This window comes from Flavobacterium tiangeerense, assembly GCF_007830355.1.
Taxonomy (GTDB): Bacteria; Bacteroidota; Bacteroidia; order Flavobacteriales; family Flavobacteriaceae; genus Flavobacterium; species Flavobacterium tiangeerense.
Map to the genome: position 1 here is coordinate 16309 of NZ_VLKO01000001.1, position 24887 is coordinate 41195.

The following is a 24887-nucleotide window of genomic DNA, read 5'->3' on the forward strand; positions in this document are numbered from 1 at the left end:
TTAGTATCGTGACTATAAAAAAAGAACTTACTGATTTAGATAAAGACCGCGTTATAGAAATGGCTTGGGAAGACCGAACTACGTTTGACGCTATTTTATTGCAATTTGGACTCAAAGAACAAGAAGTAATCAATTTGATGCGCGCCGAAATGAAACCATCAAGTTTTAAAATGTGGCGTAAAAGAGTGCAAGGAAGAAAAACGAAGCATGAAAAACTAAGAGATTTTAGAGAAGGACGATTTAAATGCACCATGCAAAGACAAATCAACAACAATAAGATTTCAAAACGATAATTTACATACAACTACAAAAATAAATTTTAATAACTGATTGATATTAAACATGAAAAATATAGTAATCATTGGGGGAAGCAAAGGTATTGGTAGTGCTATACTATTACAACAATTAGAAAGCAATATCGTGTACAACATAAGTAGAAACAAGCCTGAAATAACCCATCCTAACTTAAAACACTTTTCAATAAATGTTCTACAAGATGCTTTACCTGATATAGAAAACGTAGATACTTTAATCTATTGTCCTGGTTCTATAAATCTAAAACCAATAGGAAGTTTAAGTATTGACGATTTTAGAAATGATTTTGAAATAAACGTAATAGGAGCAGTAAAAGCTATTCAAAAATACTTACCCGCTTTACGAAAAGGAACTAATCCGTCGATTGTTTTATTCAGTACGGTTGCTGTAAAATTAGGAATGCCATTTCATGCAAGTATTGCTACCGCCAAAGCAGGAATTGAAGGACTTGTAAAATCATTGGGAGCTGAATTAGCATCTGTGATTAGAATCAATGCCATTGCCCCTACTATTACCGAAACGACTTTAGCAGCGGGAATATTAAGAAACGATCGAATGAAAGAAAATATGGTAGAACGCCACCCGATGAAAGGGTATTTAAAACCTGAAGAAGTTGCGAATATGGCTAACTTCCTGATTTCTGAAAATGCAAAATCCATATCAGGTCAGATATTCGAAATGGATTACGGCATCGTATCTTTTAAAATCTAAAAATAATTCACCCAAAATAAAAATTGAAACCCAGAATAGAATGATCAAAGAAATGAAAAGTTACGAAAAAATTGAACAGTACGATACCGAAATAACAAACGCATTGGCGGATAATTATAAAGTAATAATCGACAATTTAGGTGAGGATGTGACTCGTGAAGGACTTGAAAAAACACCTGAACGCGTTGCAAAAGCAATGCAATATTTAACACATGGGTATGGCTTAGATCCTTTAGAAATTCTAAAATCAGCTATGTTTACTGAAGATCACCAGCAAATGATTGTTGTAAAAGATATTGAAGTATACTCTATGTGTGAGCACCACATGCTTCCGTTTTTTGGAAAAGCACACGTTGCTTATATTCCAAACGGTAAAATTGTAGGTTTGAGTAAAATACCTAGAGTTGTTGATGCATTTGCTCGAAGAATGCAAGTACAAGAACGATTGACAGACCAAATTAAAAACTGTATTCAAGAGGCCTTAAATCCATTAGGAGTGGCAGTTGTTATTGAAGCTCAACATATGTGTATGCAAATGCGTGGAATTCAAAAACAAAATTCTGTAACAACCACTTCCTCATTTACAGGTGCTTTTGAAAAAGACAAAACCAGAAAAGAGTTTATCAGTTTGGTATCTAATAAACTAAGTTAATTGTATCTTTAGATAAAAATTATAATCCTACCATAAATTCACAAAAGGAAATTACAAGATTTAAATATTGCGTAGTTTCCTTTTTTTGTTAACCTAATTTATAAAGCCATGAAAATTCTCTTAACTGGTGCCACAGGATACATAGGAAAAAGACTTTTACCCTTATTAGTAGAACAAGGTCATGAAGTCATATGTTGTGTACGAGATAAGAATAGGTTTTATTGCCCTATTGAATTTCAAAGTAAAATTACGGTAATTGAGGTTGATTTTTTAGACGAACTATCGGTTCAAAATATTCCGAATGCCATAGATGTAGCGTATTATTTGATACACTCCATGTCAGGATCTGCTACAAACTATGACGAACTAGAAAGTTTATCCGCTAAAAACTTTGTTTCCAAGTTAAACCAAACTCGCGTTCAACAAGTAATTTATTTAAGTGGTATTGTAAACGACCAAGCCTTGTCAAAACACCTTTCTTCCCGAAAAAAAGTAGAAGATATTTTGACCACCGGAACATTTGCTACCACTACCCTACGGGCTGGAATTATAGTAGGATCTGGTAGCGCCTCATTTGACATAATCAGGGATTTAGTCAATAAACTACCTGTAATGATCACCCCTAAATGGCTCAATACAAGATGCCAACCCATAGCCATCACTGATGTGTTGGATATTTTAATGCGATCCTTATTGAATCCAAAAACGTTTGATCAAAGTTTTGATATTGGTGGACCAGATATTTTAACGTATAAAGAGATGCTTTTAGGTTTTGCTGCAGCAAAAAATTTAAAAAGATGGATTTTCACAGTACCCGTAATGACCCCTAAGCTTTCCTCCTATTGGTTGTATTTTGTAACTTCAACATCCTATAGATTGGCATCGGCACTGGTAAGCAGTATGAAAGTGGAAGTGGTATGCAATGACAATAGAATTAATGACATTGTGCAAGTAAAACCTATGACGTACCAACAGGCATTAAAACGAGCTTTGATAAAAGTGGACGAAGATAAAGTAGCTTCCAGCTGGAAAGATTCTATGATTAGCGGACGTTTCAACACCAATCTTTCTAATTATTTAAAAGTACCCAAGAAAGACTGCTTTATTGATCGTAGAAAAATGGAAATCATTGACCGAGAATTTACCATAAGTAGAATTTGGTCCATAGGAGGCGAAACAGGTTGGTATTATGGAGATTGGCTCTGGGATTTACGAGGTTTTATTGATAAACTATATGGTGGTGTAGGTTCCAGACGTGGACGAACCAACAGACATGACATACATGCTGGTGATGCTCTTGATTTTTGGAGGGTTTTGTATGCCAATAAAAAAGAGGGAAAACTAATCTTATTTGCCGAAATGAAACTTCCAGGTGAAGCTTGGCTCGAGTTTAAAATAATTGGAAATACCTTATATCAATCGGCAACATTTAGACCTGATGGAATATGGGGTAAATTGTATTGGTACAGCGTTGTTCCTTTTCACGGATTTATATTCAAAGGAATGCTTCAAAAATTAATTTACTAATTCTGTTTAAAACTAAAAACCCAATACGCGTTTAAAACTTTTAAACATGTATTGAGAAATGTAAACTATTTTAAAATTCCTGCTTTATACGTAGCAATAGCTCTATCTCTAGCCATAGCGTGCTCTACCATAGGTTTTCCGTATCCTAAATCAAATTCTTTAATCCATTTTCTAATGTAAGATCCTTTTTCATCAAACTTTTTTTGTTGAATATCTGGATTAAAAACTCTAAAATATGGCGCTGCATCACAACCAGTTCCTGCTGCCCATTGCCAGTTACCTACATTTGCAGACATGTCATAATCCAATAATTTTTGTGCAAAATAGGCTTCGCCCCATTGCCATTCAATTAATAAATGTTTGCATAAAAAACTAGCTACAACCATACGGACTCTATTGTGCATGTAGCCGGTCTCATTAAGCTGACGCATCCCTGCATCAACCATAGGATAACCTGTTTTTCCTTCGCACCAACGCTTAAAATCAGCTTCGTCATTGCGCCATTCAATACCATCGTACGCTGACTTGAAATTACGATTCGCTATCTTGGGAAAATTGAAAAGAATTTGCATAAAGAATTCTCTCCATATTAATTCGCTTAAAAAAACATCATTTTTATGAAAAGCCCAATTGACTAATTTACGCACACTAACGGTCCCGAAACGCAAATGAGGAGACAAATAAGATGTTTTATCCATAGCTGGAAAATCTCTTGTATCTTGATAATTTGATATAAACTTGAGATTGTGAGGCTTAACTGTGATCACGCTTTTTTCAAAACCTATTTCTTCCAGTGTAGGCATTGCATAGGAATTCTTGTGAAAATTAGCATATAATGATTCCGTGTCATACTCCACAACGGGTGCCATCGTTTTGTATTTTTCTAACCATTTGTTTTTAAAGGGTGTATATACAGTATATGTCAACCCATCAGCTTTTGTAATTTCTTTTTCTTCGAAAATTACTTGGTCTTTAAAAGCTTGTACTTTTACATTACTTTGTTCCAGCAACTCACAAATGGCAGCATCACGCTCTAGTGCATACGGCTCATAATCTTTGTTATAAAAAACATTTTGAATATCGTATTCTTCTAATAGCGATTTCCAAACGACATGAGTTTGTCCTTTTTTTACAAGAAGTGAACTCCCTATTTGCGCTAATGCATCCTGAACGGTACTTAATGATTGATGTATAAAGTTGACCCTTGCATCATTTACTGGCAGTTTATCCAGTATGGCATCATCAAAAATAAACAACGGAATTACAACTTTGCTTGACTGTAAGGCCTGAAATAAACCTGCGTTATCGTCTAGTCTTAAATCCCGTCTAAACCAAAAGAGAGATACTTGTTGCTTGCTCATTATTTTGAATTAAAAATTTCATCAACCTTTGTTACACGGTATTCAAAAATTGATTTTAATTTATTTTTCACTACTAATGCGTTCATGATGCGACCTAAAATACCTAATGGCAAGCCATAATGCACCACATCAGTCATTTTTGTTCCTGTTGGGGTTTCTTCAAAGAAATGTTTGTGGTGCCAAAAGCTGTAAGGTCCAAAACGCTGTTCGTCTATGAAATAGCTGTTTTCTTTAACTTGAGTAATAATCGTCATCCAAGATAAGGTGATTCCAAAAAGGGGTGTCACTCTATATTGTATAACTTGTCCGGGATACATTGATTTTTGATCAAAATCAGTGATTTGAAAACCCATTCCTTCGGGTGTAATTTTTTGAAGGTTTTTTGGGTTCGAAAAAAAAGTCCAACATTCAGCAACAGATGCATTGACATGCTGAACGGTTTCTTGTTTGTATATTTTCATAATGGCTTTGTAAAAGAAATTGGTGTTTTTGTGCGCGTGAGGGATAGTAGTGGAGCTCTTTTTTTGGGTTGACTTTTTTTGTCAAGCCAAAAAAAAGCGGGAACGGATAGCCCGACCCGGCTGTAACGCTAGTGGAAGCGAGGTCACGCCCCAACGATTTTCATTAAATTTTGTAGTATTTGAAGGGTACAAAAAGCATCCCAAAACACTCTCCATGTTCTTTACCTAAATGCTTGTGGTGTACTTTGTGTGCTTTACGCAAGCCTATTAAATACTTGTTGTTTGTGTGTTTGAACCACTTAAAACGCTGATGAATAAGGACATCATGTATTAAGAAATAACACAAACCATAAAACATAATTCCTAGACCTATGAAAAATCTATAATTCAAACCGCCTTCAACTCCGTAATAAAAAAGAGCAATGCTTGGCGCTGCAAAAATCACAAAAAAGATGTCGTTTCTCTCAAAGATGTTTGCGTATTTTGGCTGATGATGATCTGCATGAAAATACCACATGGAACCGTGCATTACATACTTATGGGTACACCAAGTAATTCCCTCCATGGTTAAAAAAGTACCAAGAAAAATCAAAAAAAATATCATTTTATTATGTATTTAAGTGTAACAATTTTTATTAATGCTGAAAATTATACTAGTTTTAATTTATAAGACAGAAAAGATTTGGCTAGTAAACCTGCTTTGGTGTAGTTAGAAACCCTAATACGAGCGCTACCGATTTCGTGATACGGCGTATTTTCAAGTTTTTTTAATAATTTTTTGTAGTAAACAAATGCGGTGTAAACACCAAACTTAGCTTCGATTGGCAATTTCACAATCCCTTCGTAAGCCACTTTAAAATCTTCTTCGATTTCAGTAATGATGGCTGTTTTTGACTTTTCGTCAAATGAATTTAGGTCTACTCCTGGAAAATAATTTCGGTTCAATACCAAATTATCATCTTTTAAGTCTCGTAAGAAATTCACTTTTTGGAAAGCCGATCCTAATCTCATGGCTTCATCCTTAAGTTGATCATAACGCTCGTTATCTCCGGCTACAAACACTTTGAGGCACATCAGTCCTACTACATCTGCTGATCCGTATATATAAGCATCATATTCTTCTTTACTATCATAATCAGATTTGATTAAGTCTAATTTCATGCTACGTAAAAAGGCCTGAATTAAATCGTCAGTAATATTATATTGCTTTACGGTTTGTTGAAATGAATTCAAGATGGGATTCAGACTTATACCACGATCAAAGGCTTTATAGTATTCGTCTTCAAACTCTGTGATCAAACTTTCCTTGTCAAAACCATGAAAGGTATCTACAATTTCATCTGCAAAACGCACAAAACCATAAATGCTATAAATGGCGTCCCTAATGCTTGGTGACAGCATGTACACCGCTAGTGAGAACGAGGTGCTATAATTTTTGGTAACTAACTTGCTACATTTGAAAGATACGTCGTCAAATAATTGCTTCATACTATTGTTCTGAAAATTGCTTATTAATTAATTCCGACACTAATTTTCCAGAAATTAATGCGGGCGGAACACCTGGTCCAGGAACGGTCAACTGGCCTGTAAAATATAAATTTTTAACCTTTTTACTTTTCAACTTCGGTCTCAAAAACGCTGTTTGCAAGAGCGTATTTGCCATGCCGTACGCATTTCCTTTGTATGAATTATACTCTGAAACAAAATCATTTTTACAAAAAGACTCTTTAAAAATAATACTTTCTCTAACATTTTGCTGTGTTAGGGTTTCAAAACGCTTGATGATTATTTCAAAATATTCTTCTCTTAACGCCTCAGTATCATTTATCCCTGGTGCTAAAGGTACAAGAAAAAATCCAGACTCCATACCTTCAGGTGCAGCAGTTGCATCTGTTACCGATGGGAAATTTGCATAAAACAAAGGCTCTTTCGGCCATTGAGGTTCATCATAAATATCCTTAGCATGCTGATAAAAATCAACATCAAAAAACAAAGCATGGTGTACTATGTTTTCTAATTTTTTATTAAATCCTACATAAAACAATAATGATGATGGAGCAAAAACTTTACTGTCCCAATATTTCTCTGAATACGCTCGGTATTTTTGATCTAATAATGTTTCTGTGTGGTGGTAATCAGCACCACTCAAAATTAAATCAGATGCTATGCGCTCTCCGTTTATTTGAAGGGCAACTGCAGTTCCATTTTCAACAATTATTTTGTCAACTCCCGCATTGGTTACAAATTGTACTCCTTGTTCTTTTGCAAGATTTACCATGGCTCTCACCACATCAAACATTCCTGTTTTTGGATGCCAAGTTCCCAATCCGAAATCAGCAAAGTTCATGAAACTGTAAAAAGAAGGCGTATCCGATGGTTTTGCACCAAGGAATAAAACAGGAAACTCTAAAATCTGAATTAATCGTTCATTTTTAAATTGCTTGCGTACATCTCTACTGATGTTACTAAAAAATTCTCCTACTTTTAATGCCGTTTCGGTGGTAATTAATTCTAAAGCCGAAACTCCTGGACGATAGACTAAATCTTTTATAGCGATATCATAGTTGCTTTTGGCACGAGCCATAAATTTTTGCAGCTTTGCACCACTACCATTTTCGATGGACTCAAAAGTAGCAACAATTTCATCTAAATTATCAGCAATAGTAATAAAATCATTGATTCCGTAGTACACTCTGTAGGCTGGTGCTAGTTTAATCAACTCATAATAATCAGTAGTTTTTTTACCAAAATCAGCAAAAAATCGCTCAAAAACATCTGGCATCCAGTACCAACTAGGCCCCATATCAAACGTAAAACCGTCTATTTTGAGTTGTCTTGCTCTACCACCTAAAGAATCGTTTTTTTCATAAACGGTTACATCATGGCCACTTTGAGCTAAATAGGAAGCAGCAGCCAAAGCAGAGAAGCCTGATCCTATTATAGTAATTTTTTTTATACCTTTCATTTGTCTAGCAAATATACAAATTGTTTAAACAAAATATTAAATCCAATCGACTAATTCTGAAATAGAATTAAAAATTGTTATTTTCTCTGGAAGTTCGTCCTTTTTTATAAACTCAACCATGCGACCAATATACCATAATTCTGTGTTGTCATCTAATAATTCTTCTGACATCTTCTGAATATAATTATCCAGAATATCTCGTTCTGGCTGAACCGTCATGTAAGACACATATACAATAGAGTTAAAGTGTTTTTTTAAGTCTTTTAGGTTTTCAATAGGCATACTTTCACCCAGATAAATCGTTTTGTATCCGTGTAATAACACTTCATAGTTTAAGTACATCAAACCTAGTTCATGAATCTCGTTCATAGGTAAAGACAAAACAAAAACTTTATCATTCTTGGTTTGCTTCAAAACTTGAAGTTTCTCTGTATTAATTAGTAATTTTTGTTTGATTAAATAACTAATAAAATGCTCGTGAGCAGGTGTAATGGTATCGGATTGCCACAAAAGTCCTAATTCATTCATCAATGGAATAAAAACTTGATGAAAAATCTCTTTAAATGATTTCTCAGCTATTAACCAATTGTATGTGTTAAAAAACAACTCTTGATCAAAGTTCATCATAGCCATCTTAAACTCACTGATGGCGTGACTTTTTGCAGTTTTACTCGAAATTATTTCACGTACAAGCGAAGGAATTTTTTCCTGAGGATAGGTTGCAATTTTTGATATCTTGTATCCATAATCATGGAGCAAGGTTATGTTTAAAAGTTTTTGTAAACTAGCCAAATCATACAAACGAATGTTAGTATCTGTACGCATGGGCTGAAGAATATCGTAACGTTTCTCCCAAATTCGTATCGTGTGAGCTTTGATCCCCGAAAGGTTTTCAAGATCCTTGATACTGAATACATTTTTTACATTGTTCATCGTTTTTCAATATTTATTGAACAAATGTAAAATAAATTTTATTATAAATGGTACTAAATATACCAAAACAAGTAAAAACAGTTGTATTTACTTCAAACTCACCCGTTTTATTGTATTCAAAAGGTCTAAATGCAGAATTGTCTTAGAATTATCTTCGTTTCTAGTGTACATAGGTTCAAACTTAGCACCATAAATTAATTCGTTAAATGTATATGATGTTCTTGTGGCAACTGTATTGCTAAACATATCGTCAAAGGCGGTTAAGAATACAATAATTTCTCCGTTGGTAGATTTGAAATCCTCTTCGGTAAATCCATATAGTGGACTGCTCTCTGTAATAGGATGAACGAGTGTCCAGCTTAAAGTGAGTACATTTATTCTTTCTAATTCTAGGTCTAATGCAAAAAATTTATTGATATAAACCCCATTTTCTTTTATGCTCATTCTAATGGTGACCTTAGCAAAAGCATCAGTAAGATTGGTGTTTTTAAAAGGGGTTACTCGCATCATCAAACCCGTACCTTCTTTATACGGTGCAATGATAGCATTATGAGAAAACTTAAGAAAAGCGGTGGGCTTACTAAATCTTCCAAAAAATAAACCTGTAGCAATTGCAAAGCTCAGTAAACCAATCAATGCCTCGGCTGCAGCTAATAAACTACTTAAAAAACCATCTGGACTGATGTGACCATAACCCACAGTAGTAAAGGTTTGCGCACTAAAAAAATAGGCTTGACCAAATTTTCCCCAATCAGAACCCCCAGCATCTATCCCATTTAAGTGTTCAATTCCTGTAGCGTAATACAAAAGCGCAAAAATAAGATTCATTGCAATATAGAACAATAAAAGTATAGAAAGAAACCGCCAACGTGGCATATCAATCATGGTGTGGTACCAACTGATTCTATTTAAGATAAACATTCCTCTTTTTTCAACATTGGCACTTCCATCCTTGTTGATAAAACGGCCACCGTAATTATTGGCATTCGTACCAAAACCCGTATTTTGTTGTGATTCCCCTTTTGGATTCATAGCTTTTAGTTATAAAATGACAAAAACACCATTAGAATGGCCTCCTTAAATGCTTGATTGAAACAACAAAAATATAAATATAAAAACAAGTACGTTAACACATACTATAAAACGTTGTCAATCTCATGATAAACTACCATTTTTAAAAGTAATTCGTTCCCACTTTTTTTATAAATTAGTACCAACTAAAAAGAAACTATGAAAAAAATAACCAAAGAAGATATCAGTCAAGAAGTATTTGACTTGTATGACGATTATGCACACAACAAAATTGACCGTCGCGGATTTGTAGAAAAACTATCTTTATTTGCTGTTGGTACCTTAACGCTTCCTTCATTATTGAGCTTCATGTCACCTAATTATGTAGATTCTATTTTGATACAACCCGAAGACCCCAGAATAAAATCGGGATTTATTACTTACAATTCGGACAAAGGCGGTGGGCCAATAAAAGGACTTTTATCCCAACCCACAGGAACCAAAAAGAAACTACCTGGAATTATTGTAGTTCACGAAAACCGAGGTCTTAATCCGTACATTGAAGATGTAGGCCGTAGAGGAGCAGTTGAAGGATTTATTACGCTAGCGCCAGATGCTTTATCCCCATTAGGTGGTTACCCTGGTACTGATGATGCGGGAAGAGAGCTTCAAAAGAAACGTACGCGCGAAGAAATGCTTGAAGACTTTATTGCTGCTTACCATTTTTTAAAATCGCACAAAGATTGCAACGGACATGTAGGAGTTGTTGGTTTTTGTTTTGGAGGTTGGATTGCGAATATGATGGCCGTAAAAATACCAGAACTTGGCGCGGCAGTGCCCTATTATGGAGGGCAACCCACAGCTGCTGAAGCCGAAATGATTAAAACTCCTATCCTAGCCCAATACGCTGGCTTAGATACCCGTGTGAACGAAGGTTGGCCTGCTTATGAAACCATCTTAAAAAAGAACAACGTACAACATGTAGCCTATTTTTACGATGGTGTTAACCATGGTTTTCACAACAATACCACACCAAGATACGATGAAAAAGCCGCTACTTTATCTTGGACCAGAACCATTGATTTTTTCAAGAAAGAATTAAAGAAGAAATAATGACATACAAGATAAAATTCCCAAATTATCTTTGGGAATTTTTGTTTTGGTCTATAAAGATAAGTGCTTAAAATATTATACTGAACGTATCAATAACTTGAATTCCAAATAAATAAAAAGAATTAAATCAAAAATGAAACTAAAAATACTATCTCTCTTTGCTGTTTTATGGAGTATTAATGGAATGACGCAAGAATCCAAAGGATTGATCATAAAAGACATTAACATAATAACAATGACCAGTCCAAATGTTACTGAAAGAAAAAGCGTTTTAATTGAAAATGGCAAAATTGTAAAGATTGATGATTACAATAAAATGTCAAAAAAATCAAACCTTGAAGTAATTGAGGGTTACAACAAGTTCTTGATGCCAGGCTTAGCTGAAATGCACAGCCATGTCCCTACAGAAAAGGATGTAGAGAATTATCTTTTGGAAAATATTGCCGCAGGAGTAACTCACATTAGAATTATGAATACTAAAACACCACAATTCCTACTAAAAAATAAAATTGAAACCAATTCAAAGATAGTAAGTCCTAAAATACATTACAGTCATATTATAACCCGTGAGGATAAGTATACAGAACCGCAATTTGACAGCTTGATGGTTGCAATAAAAAAGAATAATCTTAATTTCATAAAAGTTCTTAGCATAGCTAATGAAGAAGTTTTTGACAACTTGATGAAATCGGCCAATAAAAATTCTGTTATCGTTTGTGGACACTATCCAAAGGAAGTTGCACTTGAAAAAGTACTGCAATCCGGCTACAAAAGCATTGAACATCTTGCTGGCTACGAAAAAATTAATGACCCAAGTGCTCTTGCAAATGCTATTCTATTAACCAAAAAATTTAGCGTTTACAACTGCCCTACCCTAGATTGGGATATTATGTCAGCAAAACTTAGTTATCCGAATGACTATAAAAATAGACTGGTTTATTTTAATGCACCTAAAACGTATCTCGAAAAATGGGAAAAGGAATTAAACGACTACGTAACTGTAAAAGGAAATGACCAAATCATACAAGCTGCAGAAGAATACAAACCTCAATTTCAATACAAGCAAAGAATTCTAAAGCAACTCAATGACAACAAATGCCTTTTGTTACTAGGTAGTGACCCTGCAGGGAGCTTTCAAATGAACGGATTTAATATGCACGATGAAATGGTAAATTGGTCAAATGCTGGTATTGATACCTTTACTATTTTAAGATCGGCCACTTCAACACCTGCATCCTTCTTTGGTGAAACCAAAAATTGGGGAACAATCGAACCAGGCAAATCTGCTGATCTAATAATTCTAGATAAAAATCCATTACAAGATATTACAAACATAAAAACAGTTGCAATCACAATTATTGAAGGCAAGGTATATTTTAAATCAGAACTATTGAAGAAATTAGAATCAAATTCTAAGAATTAAAAAATTGTGTGTTTCATAATACTTTGCTACGCTTACCAAAAAAATAAACAGCAAGCCAAACAAAAATTAGTACAGCTAGAACCCATTATATAACAACTCACAAGTAAATCCCAATTGTGACTCTACTGGTTTTTAATAGCCTACCTTACCAAGAAACTCATGGCTATAGCACATAAGGTTCAATTGGTAGAAGCATTATTTGACCGTCTTGAAAAGGAAATTATAGTCTTTCAGGCCCAATCACAATTAAACTGTTGTAGCGGTTGTGGTGCATGTTGCAGTACTCCTGAGATAGAAGCGTCGCCATTAGAGTTTTTGCCTTGGGCACTGCATTTATTTATGAATGGAGAAGCCGAACAAACGCTGGATACGTTACAACATAAATCCAGCACTTTTTGTTACTTGTATCAACCTTTAACTTTGGTAGATCGAGCTATGGGGCGTTGCAGCAATTACCGATACCGCGGTTTAATCTGTAGACTTTTTGGATATGCAGCCACGAGAGACAAATACGGTCAGCTACGATTAGCTACTTGTAAAATCATAAAAGAAGGACAAAACGAGCACTACAAAACTACTGAAGAAGCTATAAGTAAAGGGCTTTACATTCCTGTTTTTACAGATTATTATATGCAACTTTCTCAGATAGATTCACGTTTAGGAACTACTATGATGCCTATCAATAAAGCATTAAGCACAGCCATTGAAGAGGTGCTACACTATTATGCCTATCGCCCTTTTCCAACAGATTTGGCAAATATTGCTTAATCCAAAAACACAGTCCCACAAAAAAAGCCCCAGTTGGGGCTTTTTCATTATCAATATTTTGAGTATTATTTACTCAAATACATTTTTCTTCTGGAGTACAATTCATAAAATTGATCGTCTTTCAAGTCATCAATAAACAAAATGCTTTCCCCTGTTGATTTCATTTCGGGTCCTAAAGCTTTGTTTACATTGTGGAACTTACTAAAAGAAAACACGGGCTGCTTTATGGCAAATCCTTTCAACTGCGGATTGAAATCAAAATCAGTTACTTTACTATGACCTAACATAACTTTTGTTGCATAGTTCACATACGGTTCTCCATAGGCTTTTGCAATAAATGGCACAGTACGAGAGGCTCTTGGATTTGCTTCTATGATGTACACAATATCATTTTTTATCGCAAACTGAATATTGATTAATCCAACGGTTTTAAGTGCCAATGCAATTTTTTGAGTATGATCTTTTATTTGTTGCATCACAAATTCACCTAAGTTGAATGGCGGCAAAGTAGCATTACTGTCACCTGAGTGCACACCACAAGGCTCAATATGCTCCATAATCCCTATGATGTATACATTTTCACCGTCGCAAATAGCATCTGCTTCAGCTTCAATCGCACCATCTAAATAATGATCTAAAAGTAATTTATTCCCTGGAATGGTTTTCAATAAATTAATTACGTGTTCCTCAAGTTCTTGCTTGTTGATCACAATTTTCATTCCTTGACCTCCTAAAACATAAGAAGGACGAATCAATAATGGGAAGTCTAACGTATCTGCTAGAGCAGCAGCTTCATCAGCAGTTTCTGCAATTCCAAATTGTGGAAACGGAATCGCTAGTTCTGTTAAAAGTTCAGAAAAACGTCCTCTATCTTCGGCTAAATCCAGTGCATCAAAACTAGTTCCTATGATTTTGATTCCGTACTTAGATAGTTTTTCAGCTAATTTCAAAGCCGTTTGACCCCCTAGCTGAACAATAACTCCTTCTGGTTTTTCGTGTTGAATAATATCATAAATATGCTCCCAAAAAACAGGCTCGAAATACAATTTATCAGCAGTATCAAAGTCAGTCGAAACCGTTTCGGGATTACAGTTGATCATGATGGTTTCGTAACCGCACTCTTTAGCAGCAAGTACTCCGTGCACGCAAGAGTAATCAAATTCTATACCTTGCCCAATTCGATTTGGCCCTGAACCCAAAACAATAATTTTCTTTTTATCGGTAACAATACTTTCATTGTCTACGTAACGCGTACCATCTGCTTTTTCAATTTCAGCTTCAAAAGTCGAATAATAATACGGTGTTTTTGCTTTGAACTCTGCAGCACAAGTATCTACCAGTTTAAATACACGGTTGATATTTTTAGCGGTACGCAAATCATGAACTTGGCTTTCTAAACAACCTACCATATGCGCAATTTGTCTGTCAGCAAACCCTTTTTGTTTGGCTTCAAGCAATAATTCTCTTGGCAACGTTTCAACTTTAAAAGTAGAAATCTCTTTTTCTAAAGTGTAAAGTTCTTCATATTGCTTCAAGAACCACATGTCAATTTTAGTAATTTCATGAATGCGGCTCAAAGGAATTCCCATGGCAATAGCATCATAAATCACAAACACACGATCCCAACTTGCAAAAGTTAGTTTCTCAATAATTTGTTCGTAGTTGGTATACCCTTTTCCGTCAGCCCCTAAACCATTTCTTTTGATTTCTAATGATTGTGTGGCTTTATGAAGCGCTTCTTGAAACGAACGCCCAATTCCCATCACCTCACCTACAGATTTCATTTGAAGTCCCAACGTTCTGTCAGCTCCTTCAAACTTATCAAAGTTCCAACGTGGTATTTTTACAATTACATAATCCAAAGTTGGCTCAAACAAAGCCGAAGTTGATTTAGTAATTTGATTTTGCAATTCATCTAAGTTGTAACCCAACGCCAGTTTAGAGGCAATTTTTGCAATAGGATAACCAGTTGCTTTTGATGCCAAAGCAGAAGAACGAGATACACGAGGATTGATCTCGATAGCTACAATATCCTCTTTTTCATCTGGCGAAACAGCAAATTGTACGTTACATCCACCCGCAAAGTTCCCTATGCTACGCATCATCAAAATAGCATAATCACGCATTTTTTGAAACGTTGTATCTGATAAAGTCATCGCTGGCGCAACTGTAATGGAATCTCCGGTGTGAATCCCCATCGGGTCCATATTTTCAATAGAACAAATGATAACGACATTATCATTTTTGTCTCTCAAAAGTTCCAATTCATATTCTTTCCAACCCATCAAAGCTTTGTCAATCAAAACTTCGTGTATTGGAGATGCTTCTAAACCTCTAGTTAAAAGCTCATCAAAATCTTCTTTTTTGTACACAATAGCCGCTCCTGTTCCCCCTAGTGTAAACGAAGGACGAATTACCAATGGAAAACCAAATTCTTGTGCAATTTCTTTTCCTCTTAAGTAGGACGTACATATTTCAGCAGGTGCCGATGGTACATTTATTTTTTTAAGCAATTGTTTGAACTGCTCTCTATCCTCAGTAATATTAATGGCATTAACATCTACACCAATTAATTTTACATCAAAATCTTTCCAAATTCCCTTTTCTTCTGCTTCAAGACATAAATTCAAAGCCGTTTGTCCTCCCATCGTTGGTAAAACCGCATCAATTTGAGGATGTGCTTTTAAAATTTCAATGATTGACTTTGTGGTCAAAGGCTTCAAATAAACATGATCAGCCATTGAGGGATCAGTCATAATTGTAGCCGGATTAGAGTTGATTAAGATGACCTCAATTCCTTCTTCACGAATAGAACGTGCCGATTGTGAACCTGCATAATCAAATTCACAAGCTTGACCAATAACAATAGGACCAGAACCTATTATCAAAACGGATTTTATAGATGTATCTTTTGGCATTTTATGTAGTGTTGTGTAGTTGTTGTTTATAATTATTAAAAGTATCAAAAATAGACACTTAAGTTTAAAATAACCTGTCCTTTTTTAACGACTAGGTATAAAAAAAGGCGATACTAAAAAAAGTAACGCCTTAATTATGTTTATAAAAACATTATTTTTTGTGTCTTGGTTCACTAGAAACAGTCAATTTATGTCTTCCTTTAGCTCTTCTACGCGCAAGAACTTTTCTTCCATTAGCAGAAGCCATTCTGTCCATAAATCCGTGCTTATTTCTTCTTTTTCTTTTCGATGGTTGAAATGTTCTTTTGCTCATTGCTTTGTATCTTTAAAATCTTATTTATATGTCTACTAATTTGAATAATTGTTTATTCGAAAACCGAGTGCAAATATACAAAGACTTTTTTTCCTCACAAGTAGTTTTGCAAAATTATTTTCAATTCATTTTACTATATTTGTAATCTTAAATTAAACATACTATGTTTCACAGAAATATCAAACTTATTATTGCCGGACTTATCGTAGCTACTGGCATTTGGCAATTCACAGAGAGTAATATTGGTAACGGAATTTTTCTTTTACTAATCAGTGTTATCCCCGTATTTTTATACTTTAAAAATGAATTTATCCTTTTAGCATTTCTAAAATTAAGAAAACAAGACTTTGAGGGCGCTAAAAAATGGTTAGCATACATTAAAAATCCAGAAACAGCATTGGTACAAAAACAACAAGGATATTTCAATTACCTACACGGAATTATGCTTTCTCAAACCAATATCAATCAAGCTGAGAAATATTTCAAAAAAGCAATTGAACTTGGTTTATCAATGGATATGGATTTGGCTGTAGCCAAATTGAATCTGGCTGGAGTAGCCATGACGAGACGTCGTAAGCTGGAAGCAACCACATTATTGAACGAAGCTAAAAAGTTAGACAAACAGAACATGCTGAAGGAGCAAATTGTAATGATGAAAGAGCAAATGAAAAAGATGTAACTCTTTTTTTTAATAAATTAATTATGAACCACTTACAATTTTGTAAGTGGTTTTTTTATACATATTACAGTTTATCGATTTTTTTGGCAATTGAACGATTTTTTTACAATCAATAAAGTTATTAACATACTTTTAAACAATAATTAAAATATATGTGGAGAAAATTATACTTACTGTTATTTTTCCTCTTTACCACAGGCAACTATGCACAAGATAGTATTGTCTATTTTTCTGATGCTGTAAAACGCAATATTAAACCTTATCGATCAGCAAGTGCAATTGCTTTTGAAAATAAAGACTTCACAGAGGGCAAGCGTTTATTTGACTCTTTAGTCCAACATAAACTAAATGGTACTCTATTTGATGATTTTACCATAAAAGGATATCATTCAAAAAAAGTAATACTTCACAAAATAAACAAACCCATTTTATTAGTAACTTATGCCAGCTGGTGCGTGCGCAACAAAGGAGATGCTCCAGCTTTAAATACACTAGCTAATAAATATGGTAATAATTTACAAATAGTCATAGTCTTTTGGGACAAAAAGAAAAATTTAAAGAAAACAGCAAATCAATTTAATTCTAAAATAAAAATTTGCTATGCTAATGAGGCTTATCAAAATGATTTTAAAATAGTAGCCACCTTAAAACACACTTTAGGAATGCCTACCGTATATTACATAGACGAAAATAAAAATGTTGTAACCATCAATCGCATTAAAAATCAAAATAAAATAAAAATTTCTAAGGACGCAGCATTCGCTATGAGTTACTCTCTTTTTGATGACATGATTAACACTACTAACACCAAATTAAGTTTAAACACAACCACCAGAAAATTTTAAGTTGGCTGTTACTCAAAATGTTTCACACCGTTCTGGCACTACAGCGGGTTTGGGACTAAATTAAGCCCTATTTTCGGATTTGCCAAATCATTCCAAATACAAAACCATTTTCCCATTAAGCCAATTGCTCCAAATACGCTGAAGTGGATGTTATAGAGCGTTTTTTCGGCGGTTAATTTTCAAATAATGTCAAGTCTAAACCGATACATTCGACATTTATTTCGTCAAAGTCTTTTGAGTCTGTCACGCCAATACCTCCTTGTTGTTTTAGTTCAGTATTGTCTTCAAGTAAAATTCTAAAATTAAAATTATCAATATTAGAGATGCCCTGTGATTCAAAATTTTGTTGAATTGTTCGTTGATATTTTTTATAAATTTCGTTCGCAATTAAATCTCCACTAATAACACCCATATTCTCATCTATAATTGTAAAATAAACTTCTCCAATTTTGTCGTTGTCTATGTATAAGTATGCTTTCATTAATCCTCTCCATCTATAGAAATATCTAAAAACTCACTTCCAATTTTTAACTCCAACAATAAGTCCAACATTTCGCTGTCTCCTTTCACACAAATTAATTTGTATTTATTCTGTTCATTAGAAATTTCAACATCTTCAATTGAGTTAATTCTAACTGTCATTGCTAACGTGCTATTAAAAGGAATATTTATAAACCATTGTTCTTTAATAGTTCCTTCTTTTAATTGTCCAATTAGAAAAAATTCGTTTCTACGTCTTATTGCAAAACTTTCAATGACTTCAAATTGTCCTTCTGCGATTTTTTTCTGCATTATCGTCTTTTTAAAATGCTCTATAGCTCATAACTATCCGTAATTATAAGTGGTAATTTCTCATTCAACCATTTGTATTTATTTAAAATCATAATGTGAGTACCTCCTTTTACAACAATACATTTTTTTATATTTTTTATAGGAAAAACATCATCTAGATCTCCATGGATGTGAATGACACTTTCATCGATTGTGACTCTATCCCAAAGCACAACTTGCTCTACCGCCCAGGTTAAATAACGAATATCTCGAACCGATAAAAATTTCTCATACAACTTGAGCCTTTGATTTACTTTTTCACCAAAAGAGAATTTAGCTAAACTTTCTATGTTCAAAATCAAGTTCATCGGTATTAGTTTATATGCTTTAGTGGACTTTGCTAACTTTAATCGCACTGGAAACTCAGTATTACTCTTGACACTGGAAATAATAATAACTTTGCTAGCCGCAATATGTTTTGCCATTTCCTGAACTAAAATACCTCCAAAAGAAACTCCTACCAAAACTGGATTTTTGTGGGCTATTTTATCTGCAATTCTCTTGGCATACGCTACCAATGTCTCATTATCAAATGGAATTTCCCACTCCAAGTAGTGCATTTCAAAATCAGTCTCAGGAAGTTTTATACGCTCAAAAATAGTTGTACTAGCCGCCAACCCAGGCATAAAATAAACATGTATTTTACTCATAATTGCTTTTAACTTATTTATAACACCTTTCAGCATTATTATACCGAAATTTGTTTAAAATTAATTTTTTTTTAGAAAATACACATACATACAATCATATATTAATAATAAATTATGACTTCGCAACTTTATAAAGCAAATACAAGAGGTACTGCAGATTTTGGCTGGCTTCAAGCCAATTTTTCTTTTTCATTTGGCAACTATTTCAATCCAGAGCGTGTACAATTTGGAATGCTACGTGTACTTAATGACGACACGATTGCAGCGGGTGCTGGTTTTGGCACGCACGGTCACGCCAATATGGAAATCATCACTATTCCCCTCGAAGGTGGCTTGATGCACAAAGACAGTATGGGTAACGAAGGTGTTATTCGCTTTGGCGAAGTACAAGTAATGAGTGCTGGTAGCGGAGTTGAACACTCTGAAATGAATGCCAGCAAAACCGAACGTGCTAAAACGTTACAATTATGGGTTTTTCCGGATACGGAAGAAGTAACGCCACGATACGACCAAAAATCATTTGACCTAGAACAACATAAAAACACTTTCGTTAACGTAGTTTCACCAAAAGACCACAACGATGGCAACGCACTTTGGGTTCACCAAAAAACGTTTTTTTATTTGGGTATTTTTGATGCCAACACCAGCTACACCTACTCGATTCAGATTCCAAACAATGGAGTTTACTTGTTTTTAATAGAAGGTGAAATTGAAATAAACAATCAAATTCTGACTGCAAGAGATGCAATAGGAATAACCGCGACGACTGCATTTGACATCAAAATTAAAAGTAAAGCTAAAATTCTATTGATCGAAATCCCTATGTAACAATAACTACAATACTTTTTTTATGGAAATTAAAGATAATGCATTTTCGAGACAGTATGAGGCTACTACAACGCAAGGACTCGTGTCGGTGGAATACTCCTTTCAGGAAAAGAAACTTTTTCTAACCAAAATTAACACACCCGAAGGCTTTGACAATGAAGATTTTTTGAATGAGTTTTTAAAAAGTATTTTAGAAAATGCTATCGAAAAAAAGTGGAAAGTAGTTCCGATTTTGCCAAGAATTGTAGCATTCTTTAAAAAAAATCCAATTTACAAAGAATTACTTCCACCAGGAATAAGACTATAAAAAAAGAGGCTGTATCTTATGATACAGCCTCTTTTTTATCATTTCTAATCTAAAAAATTATTTTTCAATTTCACGCATACTTTCCATTTTCTTATTAGCCAAGAAACCGGTAATATCTTCAAAATGCTCCACCACTCGTTTGTTTCCAAATTCGAAAACCTTTGTTGCTAATCCGTCCAAGAAATCACGATCGTGTGACACTAGAATCAAAGTTCCGTCAAAATCACGCAAAGCATCTTTGATAATGTCTTTGGTTTTCATATCTAAGTGATTCGAAGGCTCATCTAGAATTAATAAATTTACAGGCTCAAGCAACAATTTAATCATCGCAAGACGCGTTTTTTCACCACCTGAAAGTACTTTTACCTTTTTAGTAACATCGTCACCGTGAAACATAAAGGCGCCCAAAATATCTTTTATTTTAGTACGTACATCACCTACGGCAATATCGTCTATGGTTTCAAATATCGTTGCATTTTCATCTAATAACGAAGCTTGATTTTGAGCAAAATACCCAATTTGAGCATTATGACCAATCTCTAAACTCCCCCCATCAATGCCAATCTCCTTCATAATGGCCTTAATCATAGTCGATTTACCCTCACCATTTTTACCTACAAAAGCTACTTTTTCACCTCTTTCAATAACCAAACTAGCATCTTTAAAAACTACGTGATCACCATACGATTTGGTCAATTCCTTTACAATAACGGGATATTGACCAGAGCGAGCTGCTGGAGGGAATTTTAACTTTAAAGCCGATGTATCTACCTCATCCACTTGAACAATCACCAATTTTTCGAGCATTTTTACACGTGATTGTACGGCATCTGTTTTAGAGAACGTTCCTTTGAAACGGTCAATAAAAGTACGATTATCAGCAATCATGCGTTGTTGTTCATCGTATGCTTTTTGCTGGTGCATACGACGGTCTTTTCTTAGCTCCAAATAATGAGAATACTTGGCTTTATAATCATAAATACGACCCATAGTAACCTCTATAGTACGATTTGTAATATTATCTACAAACGCTCTATCGTGTGAAATTACCACAACCGCCTTGGCTGAATTTATCAAAAAATCCTCTAACCATTGAATACTCTCAATATCCATATGATTGGTAGGCTCATCTAGTAAAATCAAGTCTGGTTTTTTCAAAAGAATTTTAGCTAACTCAATTCGCATTCTCCAACCTCCTGAAAACTCTGATGTTTGCCTTGTGAAATCCTCACGTAAAAAACCCAAACCAGTTAATATTTTTTCAACTTCGGCTTCGTAATTCACTTCTTCAATGGCATAAAACTTCTCGCTTAAGTCTGAAACTCTTTCGATTAATTTCATGTACGCATCACTTTCATAATCAGTACGAATGGTTAACTGGTCGTTGATTTCATCAATCTCAGCTTTCATTGAAAAAATTTCCCCAAAAGCTTTTGAAGCTTCCTCCATAACAGTAGCCCCATCAGTTGTTAACAAATGCTGCGGCAAATAAGCTACTACTGCATCTTTTGGTGCCGAAATATTTCCGGTTGAAGGTTTACTTTGTCCTGCAATAATTTTAAGTAAGGTAGATTTACCCGCGCCATTTTTACCCATCAAGGCAATTTTATCATTTTCATTTATGGCAAAAGAAACATCACTAAAAAGCGTTGTACCACCAAATTGCACTGAAATATCATTTACTGTAATCATTATTTGAGTTTAAAGTTTAATGTTCAAAAGAGTGAAGGATTCAACATTTTATGAAACCGTTTTTTGAAGGTGCAAAGATAGTTTAAATACAGAATTAGACAATTTGCAACTCAGAAAGTTTTGAGTATCCTAAAAACAAAAATGCCATTACTATAAAGAAAGGCCTTAAACAGAATTATCTTTACAGCAATAGCATTCTAAAATACTAGATGATAAAAAACGATCTTATTCTTTTCTCCACTTTTTGGTTTCCTCAAAAACATGCTCTAAAATAGCTGCTTCTCTTTCATCAAATTCTATATTTCTGCGGCTCATAACTAATCGGGCGGTTTCAAAAGCTTTTTTAGTGATGTATGTTGTAAATCCAGCTGCACCACCCCATGAAAAACTTGGCACGAAATTGCGCGGAAAACCACTTCCAAAAACATTAGCACTCACACCTATCACTGTTCCGGTATTAAACATCGTATTGATACCACATTTACTATGATCGCCCATCATCAAACCACAAAACTGCAGTCCCGTTTTAACAAATCCCTCGGTTTCATAGCTCCATAATTTCACTTCCTCATAATTGTTTTTCAAATTTGAGTTGTTACTATCGGCACCTATATTACACCATTCTCCAAGAACCGAATTTCCTAAAAATCCGTCATGACCTTTATTAGAATATCCAAATAAAACTGAATTATTAATTTCCCCACCTACTTTAGAATATGGTCCAACGGTGGTTGCACCATAAATTTTGGTCGCTAATTTCACCTTTGCATGATCACATAAAGCAAATGGACCTCTAATCACAGAGCCTTCCATAATTTCTGCATCCTTACCTATATAAATAGGACCTGTAGATGCGTTCAAAGTTACAAACTCTAACTTTGCTCCTTCCTCAATAAATATATTCTCGGGTGCAATGACATTTACGCTCTTCGGAATGGGTTGTGACTGTCTGTCTTCGGTTAAAAATTCAAAATCTTCTCTAATGGCGGCATCATTTTTAGCAAAAATATCCCAAGGATTATGCACAGTCAAACAATCGTCAGTGTACTCAAGTATCTCATAAGTATCAAAATCTACTTCCTCTTGCTCCTCCGTAGTGTAAAAAGCAATTACTTCATCTCCTTTAAAAATAGCTTGATTAGGCTCTAAGTTGCTTACCATCTCTGCCAATACCGCATTAGGTAGGTAAGATGCGTTAATCATTACATTGACTTCAAGTTCCACCATTGGATATTTTCCTGATAAATATTCCTCTGTAAGTGTTGTGGTTGTTGACCCTAGATGCAATTCCCATTTTTGTCTAATAGTCATAATACCAATCAAGATATCAGCAACTGGACGAGTAAATGTAAAAGGCAATAAGGCATTTCTTGAAGGTCCGTCAAAAAGGATGTAATTCATAGTGTGGATTATTTATAAGTATATCGGTGTCAACTTCACCTGCATGTTTGTAATATTGACTTCAAAGTTACAAAGTTTTCAAATAAATAGCATAAAAAAAGCCTTTCATGAAGAAAGGCTTTACTATTATAGAAAACAAGTTAAAATTATTTAACGTGTTTAGCGTATTTAGTTTTGAATTTATCAATACGTCCTGCAGTATCGATAAGTTTAGATTTACCTGTGTAAAAAGGGTGAGATGTTCTAGAGATCTCCATTTTTACAACTGGGTATTCAACACCATCAACAGTTATTGTTTCTTTAGTATCTGCAGTAGATTTAGTAATAAAAACTTCTTCATTTGACATGTCTTTGAAGGCTACTAATCTGTAATTTTCTGGGTGAATTCCTTTTTTCATCTTGTAAATCTTTTTTATTTGTTAATTATTAAGTTGCTTTGAAGCTTTTCTTTTTACAGAAAAGGTATAAACTCCTAATAACTTTTTGTTTTTTTAATTTTATTTTGAGTCTGCAAATTTACACTATTTTTTCAATAAACAAATCTTTGTTTCACTTTTTTTATGTTAACTCAAAAAACGTTTTTTAACGTTGAATATATTGGGAATTGTTATATTTGTAGATTAAAAAAAAAAACTTTCTATGGAAAACACTGTATCGCCAGCAAAGTCTGGTATTCCTTATGGAGCCTTATTTGGGGTAATCATGGTCTTGGAGATTGTAATTACCTACGTAATTGGAATGAAAGCATTGGCTGAAACTAGTTTTGGTGTAGTAATAAACATCTTAAACTTTCTAGTTTTACCACTCGTTTTTATTTATATTGGATGTACTAACTACAAAAATAAGTTAAACGGTGGTTTTATCTCTTTTGGGGAATGCTTAAAAATTGGTGTTACCATATCTTTAATTGCAGCCATAATTTATGCCTCTTTTAGTATATTTTTCAACCTGATTTTCCCTGAATTTGTTGAGGAAACGATGGCAATTGCAAAATCAACAATGTTGAAACAAAATCCAAACATGAGCTCACAAGAATTAGAAATGGGAATTAGCATGATGAAAAAATTTGCTAATCCATTAATTGTATTTCCTGTTACACTAGCTATGTATTCATTTTTAGGCTTAATACACTCTTTAATAATAGGCGCAGTTGTAAAAAACCCTAAACCTTAATGTTGTAATT

Annotated in this window: 27 protein-coding genes; 12 read left to right on the forward strand and 15 right to left on the reverse strand. The window is 34.2% G+C overall.

Annotation, left to right across the window (positions count from 1 at the left end; all coding sequences use genetic code 11):
* Positions 1–8 precede the first annotated feature (8 nt).
* The 4 genes from IQ05_RS00065 (at position 9) to IQ05_RS00080 (ending at position 3205) form a co-directional block, all read left to right on the forward strand.
* A complete protein-coding gene (locus IQ05_RS00065) occupies positions 9–293 on the forward strand; it encodes a TIGR03643 family protein (RefSeq protein WP_262711522.1) in 285 nt (94 codons plus the stop codon).
* Positions 294–342: 49 nt separating this feature from the next.
* Entirely contained in the window at positions 343–1026 is a 684-nt protein-coding gene (locus IQ05_RS00070) for an SDR family NAD(P)-dependent oxidoreductase (protein ID WP_144888898.1), read from the forward strand.
* A 40-nt stretch (positions 1027–1066) separates the two neighbouring features.
* Positions 1067–1678 (forward strand): GTP cyclohydrolase I FolE, encoded by a 612-nt coding sequence (gene folE / locus IQ05_RS00075; protein ID WP_244289503.1) that lies wholly within the window; start codon positions 1067–1069, stop codon positions 1676–1678.
* 108 nt (positions 1679–1786) lie between these two features.
* Complete coding sequence (locus tag IQ05_RS00080; RefSeq protein ID WP_144888899.1) at positions 1787–3205, forward strand: SDR family oxidoreductase; 1419 nt, start codon at positions 1787–1789, stop codon at positions 3203–3205.
* 65 nt (positions 3206–3270) lie between these two features.
* Here IQ05_RS00080 and IQ05_RS00085 read toward each other — a convergent pair whose 3' ends face one another.
* From IQ05_RS00085 to IQ05_RS00115, 7 genes are all read right to left on the reverse strand, one after another.
* Positions 3271–4566 (reverse strand): cryptochrome/photolyase family protein, encoded by a 1296-nt coding sequence (locus IQ05_RS00085; RefSeq protein ID WP_144888900.1) that lies wholly within the window; start codon positions 4564–4566, stop codon positions 3271–3273.
* Entirely contained in the window at positions 4566–5027 is a 462-nt protein-coding gene (locus tag IQ05_RS00090) for an SRPBCC family protein (RefSeq protein ID WP_086453576.1), read from the reverse strand. The genes IQ05_RS00085 and IQ05_RS00090 overlap by 1 nt, the downstream gene beginning before the upstream one ends.
* A 163-nt stretch (positions 5028–5190) precedes the next feature.
* Positions 5191–5631: a sterol desaturase family protein gene (locus tag IQ05_RS00095; protein WP_144888901.1), complete on the reverse strand. Its 441-nt coding sequence runs from the start codon at positions 5629–5631 to the stop codon at positions 5191–5193.
* 44 nt (positions 5632–5675) lie between these two features.
* Positions 5676–6515, reverse strand: coding sequence for a phytoene/squalene synthase family protein (locus tag IQ05_RS00100; RefSeq protein WP_144888902.1), 840 nt, complete (start codon positions 6513–6515; stop codon positions 5676–5678).
* A gap of 1 nt (position 6516) precedes the next feature.
* Positions 6517–7992: a phytoene desaturase family protein gene (locus tag IQ05_RS00105; protein ID WP_144888903.1), complete on the reverse strand. Its 1476-nt coding sequence runs from the start codon at positions 7990–7992 to the stop codon at positions 6517–6519.
* Positions 7993–8028: 36 nt separating this feature from the next.
* Entirely contained in the window at positions 8029–8925 is an 897-nt protein-coding gene (locus IQ05_RS00110) for a MerR family transcriptional regulator (RefSeq protein WP_144888904.1), read from the reverse strand.
* 87 nt (positions 8926–9012) lie between these two features.
* The gene (locus tag IQ05_RS00115) at positions 9013–9957 is read right to left on the reverse strand and encodes an ion channel (protein WP_144888905.1); all 945 of its coding nucleotides are present in this window, start codon (positions 9955–9957) and stop codon (positions 9013–9015) included.
* Between the two features lie 198 nt (positions 9958–10155).
* Here IQ05_RS00115 and IQ05_RS00120 point away from each other — a divergent pair, with 198 nt between their 5' ends.
* The 3 genes from IQ05_RS00120 (at position 10156) to IQ05_RS00130 (ending at position 13240) form a co-directional block, all read left to right on the forward strand.
* Positions 10156–11049 (forward strand): dienelactone hydrolase family protein, encoded by an 894-nt coding sequence (locus tag IQ05_RS00120; protein WP_144888906.1) that lies wholly within the window; start codon positions 10156–10158, stop codon positions 11047–11049.
* A gap of 133 nt (positions 11050–11182) precedes the next feature.
* Complete coding sequence (locus tag IQ05_RS00125) at positions 11183–12472, forward strand: amidohydrolase family protein (protein WP_144888907.1); 1290 nt, start codon at positions 11183–11185, stop codon at positions 12470–12472.
* A 159-nt stretch (positions 12473–12631) separates the two neighbouring features.
* Positions 12632–13240 (forward strand): YkgJ family cysteine cluster protein, encoded by a 609-nt coding sequence (locus tag IQ05_RS00130; RefSeq protein WP_144888908.1) that lies wholly within the window; start codon positions 12632–12634, stop codon positions 13238–13240.
* A gap of 65 nt (positions 13241–13305) precedes the next feature.
* Here the strand turns inward: IQ05_RS00130 and carB are convergent, their stop codons facing one another.
* Positions 13306–16158, reverse strand: coding sequence for a carbamoyl-phosphate synthase large subunit (carB, locus tag IQ05_RS00135; protein ID WP_144888909.1), 2853 nt, complete (start codon positions 16156–16158; stop codon positions 13306–13308).
* A gap of 151 nt (positions 16159–16309) precedes the next feature.
* Positions 16310–16471 carry a 50S ribosomal protein L34 gene (rpmH, locus tag IQ05_RS00140; protein ID WP_008464848.1) on the reverse strand — a complete coding sequence of 54 codons (162 nt, stop codon included), beginning with the start codon at positions 16469–16471 and terminating at the stop codon, positions 16310–16312.
* A 163-nt stretch (positions 16472–16634) separates the two neighbouring features.
* On the opposite strand from rpmH, the gene IQ05_RS00145 reads away from it, so the two are divergent.
* Entirely contained in the window at positions 16635–17150 is a 516-nt protein-coding gene (locus tag IQ05_RS00145) for a hypothetical protein (RefSeq protein ID WP_086453558.1), read from the forward strand.
* A gap of 152 nt (positions 17151–17302) precedes the next feature.
* Complete coding sequence (locus tag IQ05_RS00150; protein ID WP_144888910.1) at positions 17303–17995, forward strand: TlpA family protein disulfide reductase; 693 nt, start codon at positions 17303–17305, stop codon at positions 17993–17995.
* Positions 17996–18167: 172 nt separating this feature from the next.
* Here the strand turns inward: IQ05_RS00150 and IQ05_RS00155 are convergent, their stop codons facing one another.
* Genes IQ05_RS00155 through IQ05_RS00165 form a run of 3 tightly spaced genes read right to left on the reverse strand, consistent with a single transcriptional unit; the run spans position 18168 to position 19476 of the window.
* Complete coding sequence (locus IQ05_RS00155) at positions 18168–18476, reverse strand: hypothetical protein (RefSeq protein WP_144888911.1); 309 nt, start codon at positions 18474–18476, stop codon at positions 18168–18170.
* Positions 18476–18787, reverse strand: a complete 312-nt coding sequence (locus IQ05_RS00160) for a hypothetical protein (RefSeq protein ID WP_144888912.1) — start codon at positions 18785–18787, stop codon at positions 18476–18478. The genes IQ05_RS00155 and IQ05_RS00160 overlap by 1 nt, the downstream gene beginning before the upstream one ends.
* Positions 18788–18807: 20 nt before the next feature.
* Positions 18808–19476, reverse strand: a complete 669-nt coding sequence (locus IQ05_RS00165) for an alpha/beta hydrolase (protein ID WP_144888913.1) — start codon at positions 19474–19476, stop codon at positions 18808–18810.
* A 114-nt stretch (positions 19477–19590) separates the two neighbouring features.
* Between IQ05_RS00165 and IQ05_RS00170 the strand changes: the two genes are divergently transcribed.
* Positions 19591–20304 (forward strand): pirin family protein, encoded by a 714-nt coding sequence (locus tag IQ05_RS00170; RefSeq protein WP_144888914.1) that lies wholly within the window; start codon positions 19591–19593, stop codon positions 20302–20304.
* Positions 20305–20326: 22 nt separating this feature from the next.
* Positions 20327–20611 carry a GNAT family N-acetyltransferase gene (locus tag IQ05_RS00175; protein WP_144888915.1) on the forward strand — a complete coding sequence of 95 codons (285 nt, stop codon included), beginning with the start codon at positions 20327–20329 and terminating at the stop codon, positions 20609–20611.
* A gap of 57 nt (positions 20612–20668) precedes the next feature.
* Here IQ05_RS00175 and IQ05_RS00180 read toward each other — a convergent pair whose 3' ends face one another.
* The 3 genes from IQ05_RS00180 to IQ05_RS00190 form a co-directional block, all read right to left on the reverse strand.
* Positions 20669–22303 carry an ABC-F family ATP-binding cassette domain-containing protein gene (locus IQ05_RS00180; protein ID WP_144888916.1) on the reverse strand — a complete coding sequence of 545 codons (1635 nt, stop codon included), beginning with the start codon at positions 22301–22303 and terminating at the stop codon, positions 20669–20671.
* A 225-nt stretch (positions 22304–22528) separates the two neighbouring features.
* Positions 22529–23704 carry a GlmU family protein gene (locus IQ05_RS00185; RefSeq protein WP_144888917.1) on the reverse strand — a complete coding sequence of 392 codons (1176 nt, stop codon included), beginning with the start codon at positions 23702–23704 and terminating at the stop codon, positions 22529–22531.
* A 146-nt stretch (positions 23705–23850) separates the two neighbouring features.
* Positions 23851–24102, reverse strand: coding sequence for a type B 50S ribosomal protein L31 (locus IQ05_RS00190; protein ID WP_086455156.1), 252 nt, complete (start codon positions 24100–24102; stop codon positions 23851–23853).
* Between the two features lie 241 nt (positions 24103–24343).
* Between IQ05_RS00190 and IQ05_RS00195 the strand changes: the two genes are divergently transcribed.
* The gene (locus IQ05_RS00195; RefSeq protein WP_144888918.1) at positions 24344–24877 is read left to right on the forward strand and encodes a DUF4199 domain-containing protein; all 534 of its coding nucleotides are present in this window, start codon (positions 24344–24346) and stop codon (positions 24875–24877) included.
* Positions 24878–24887 lie beyond the last annotated feature (10 nt).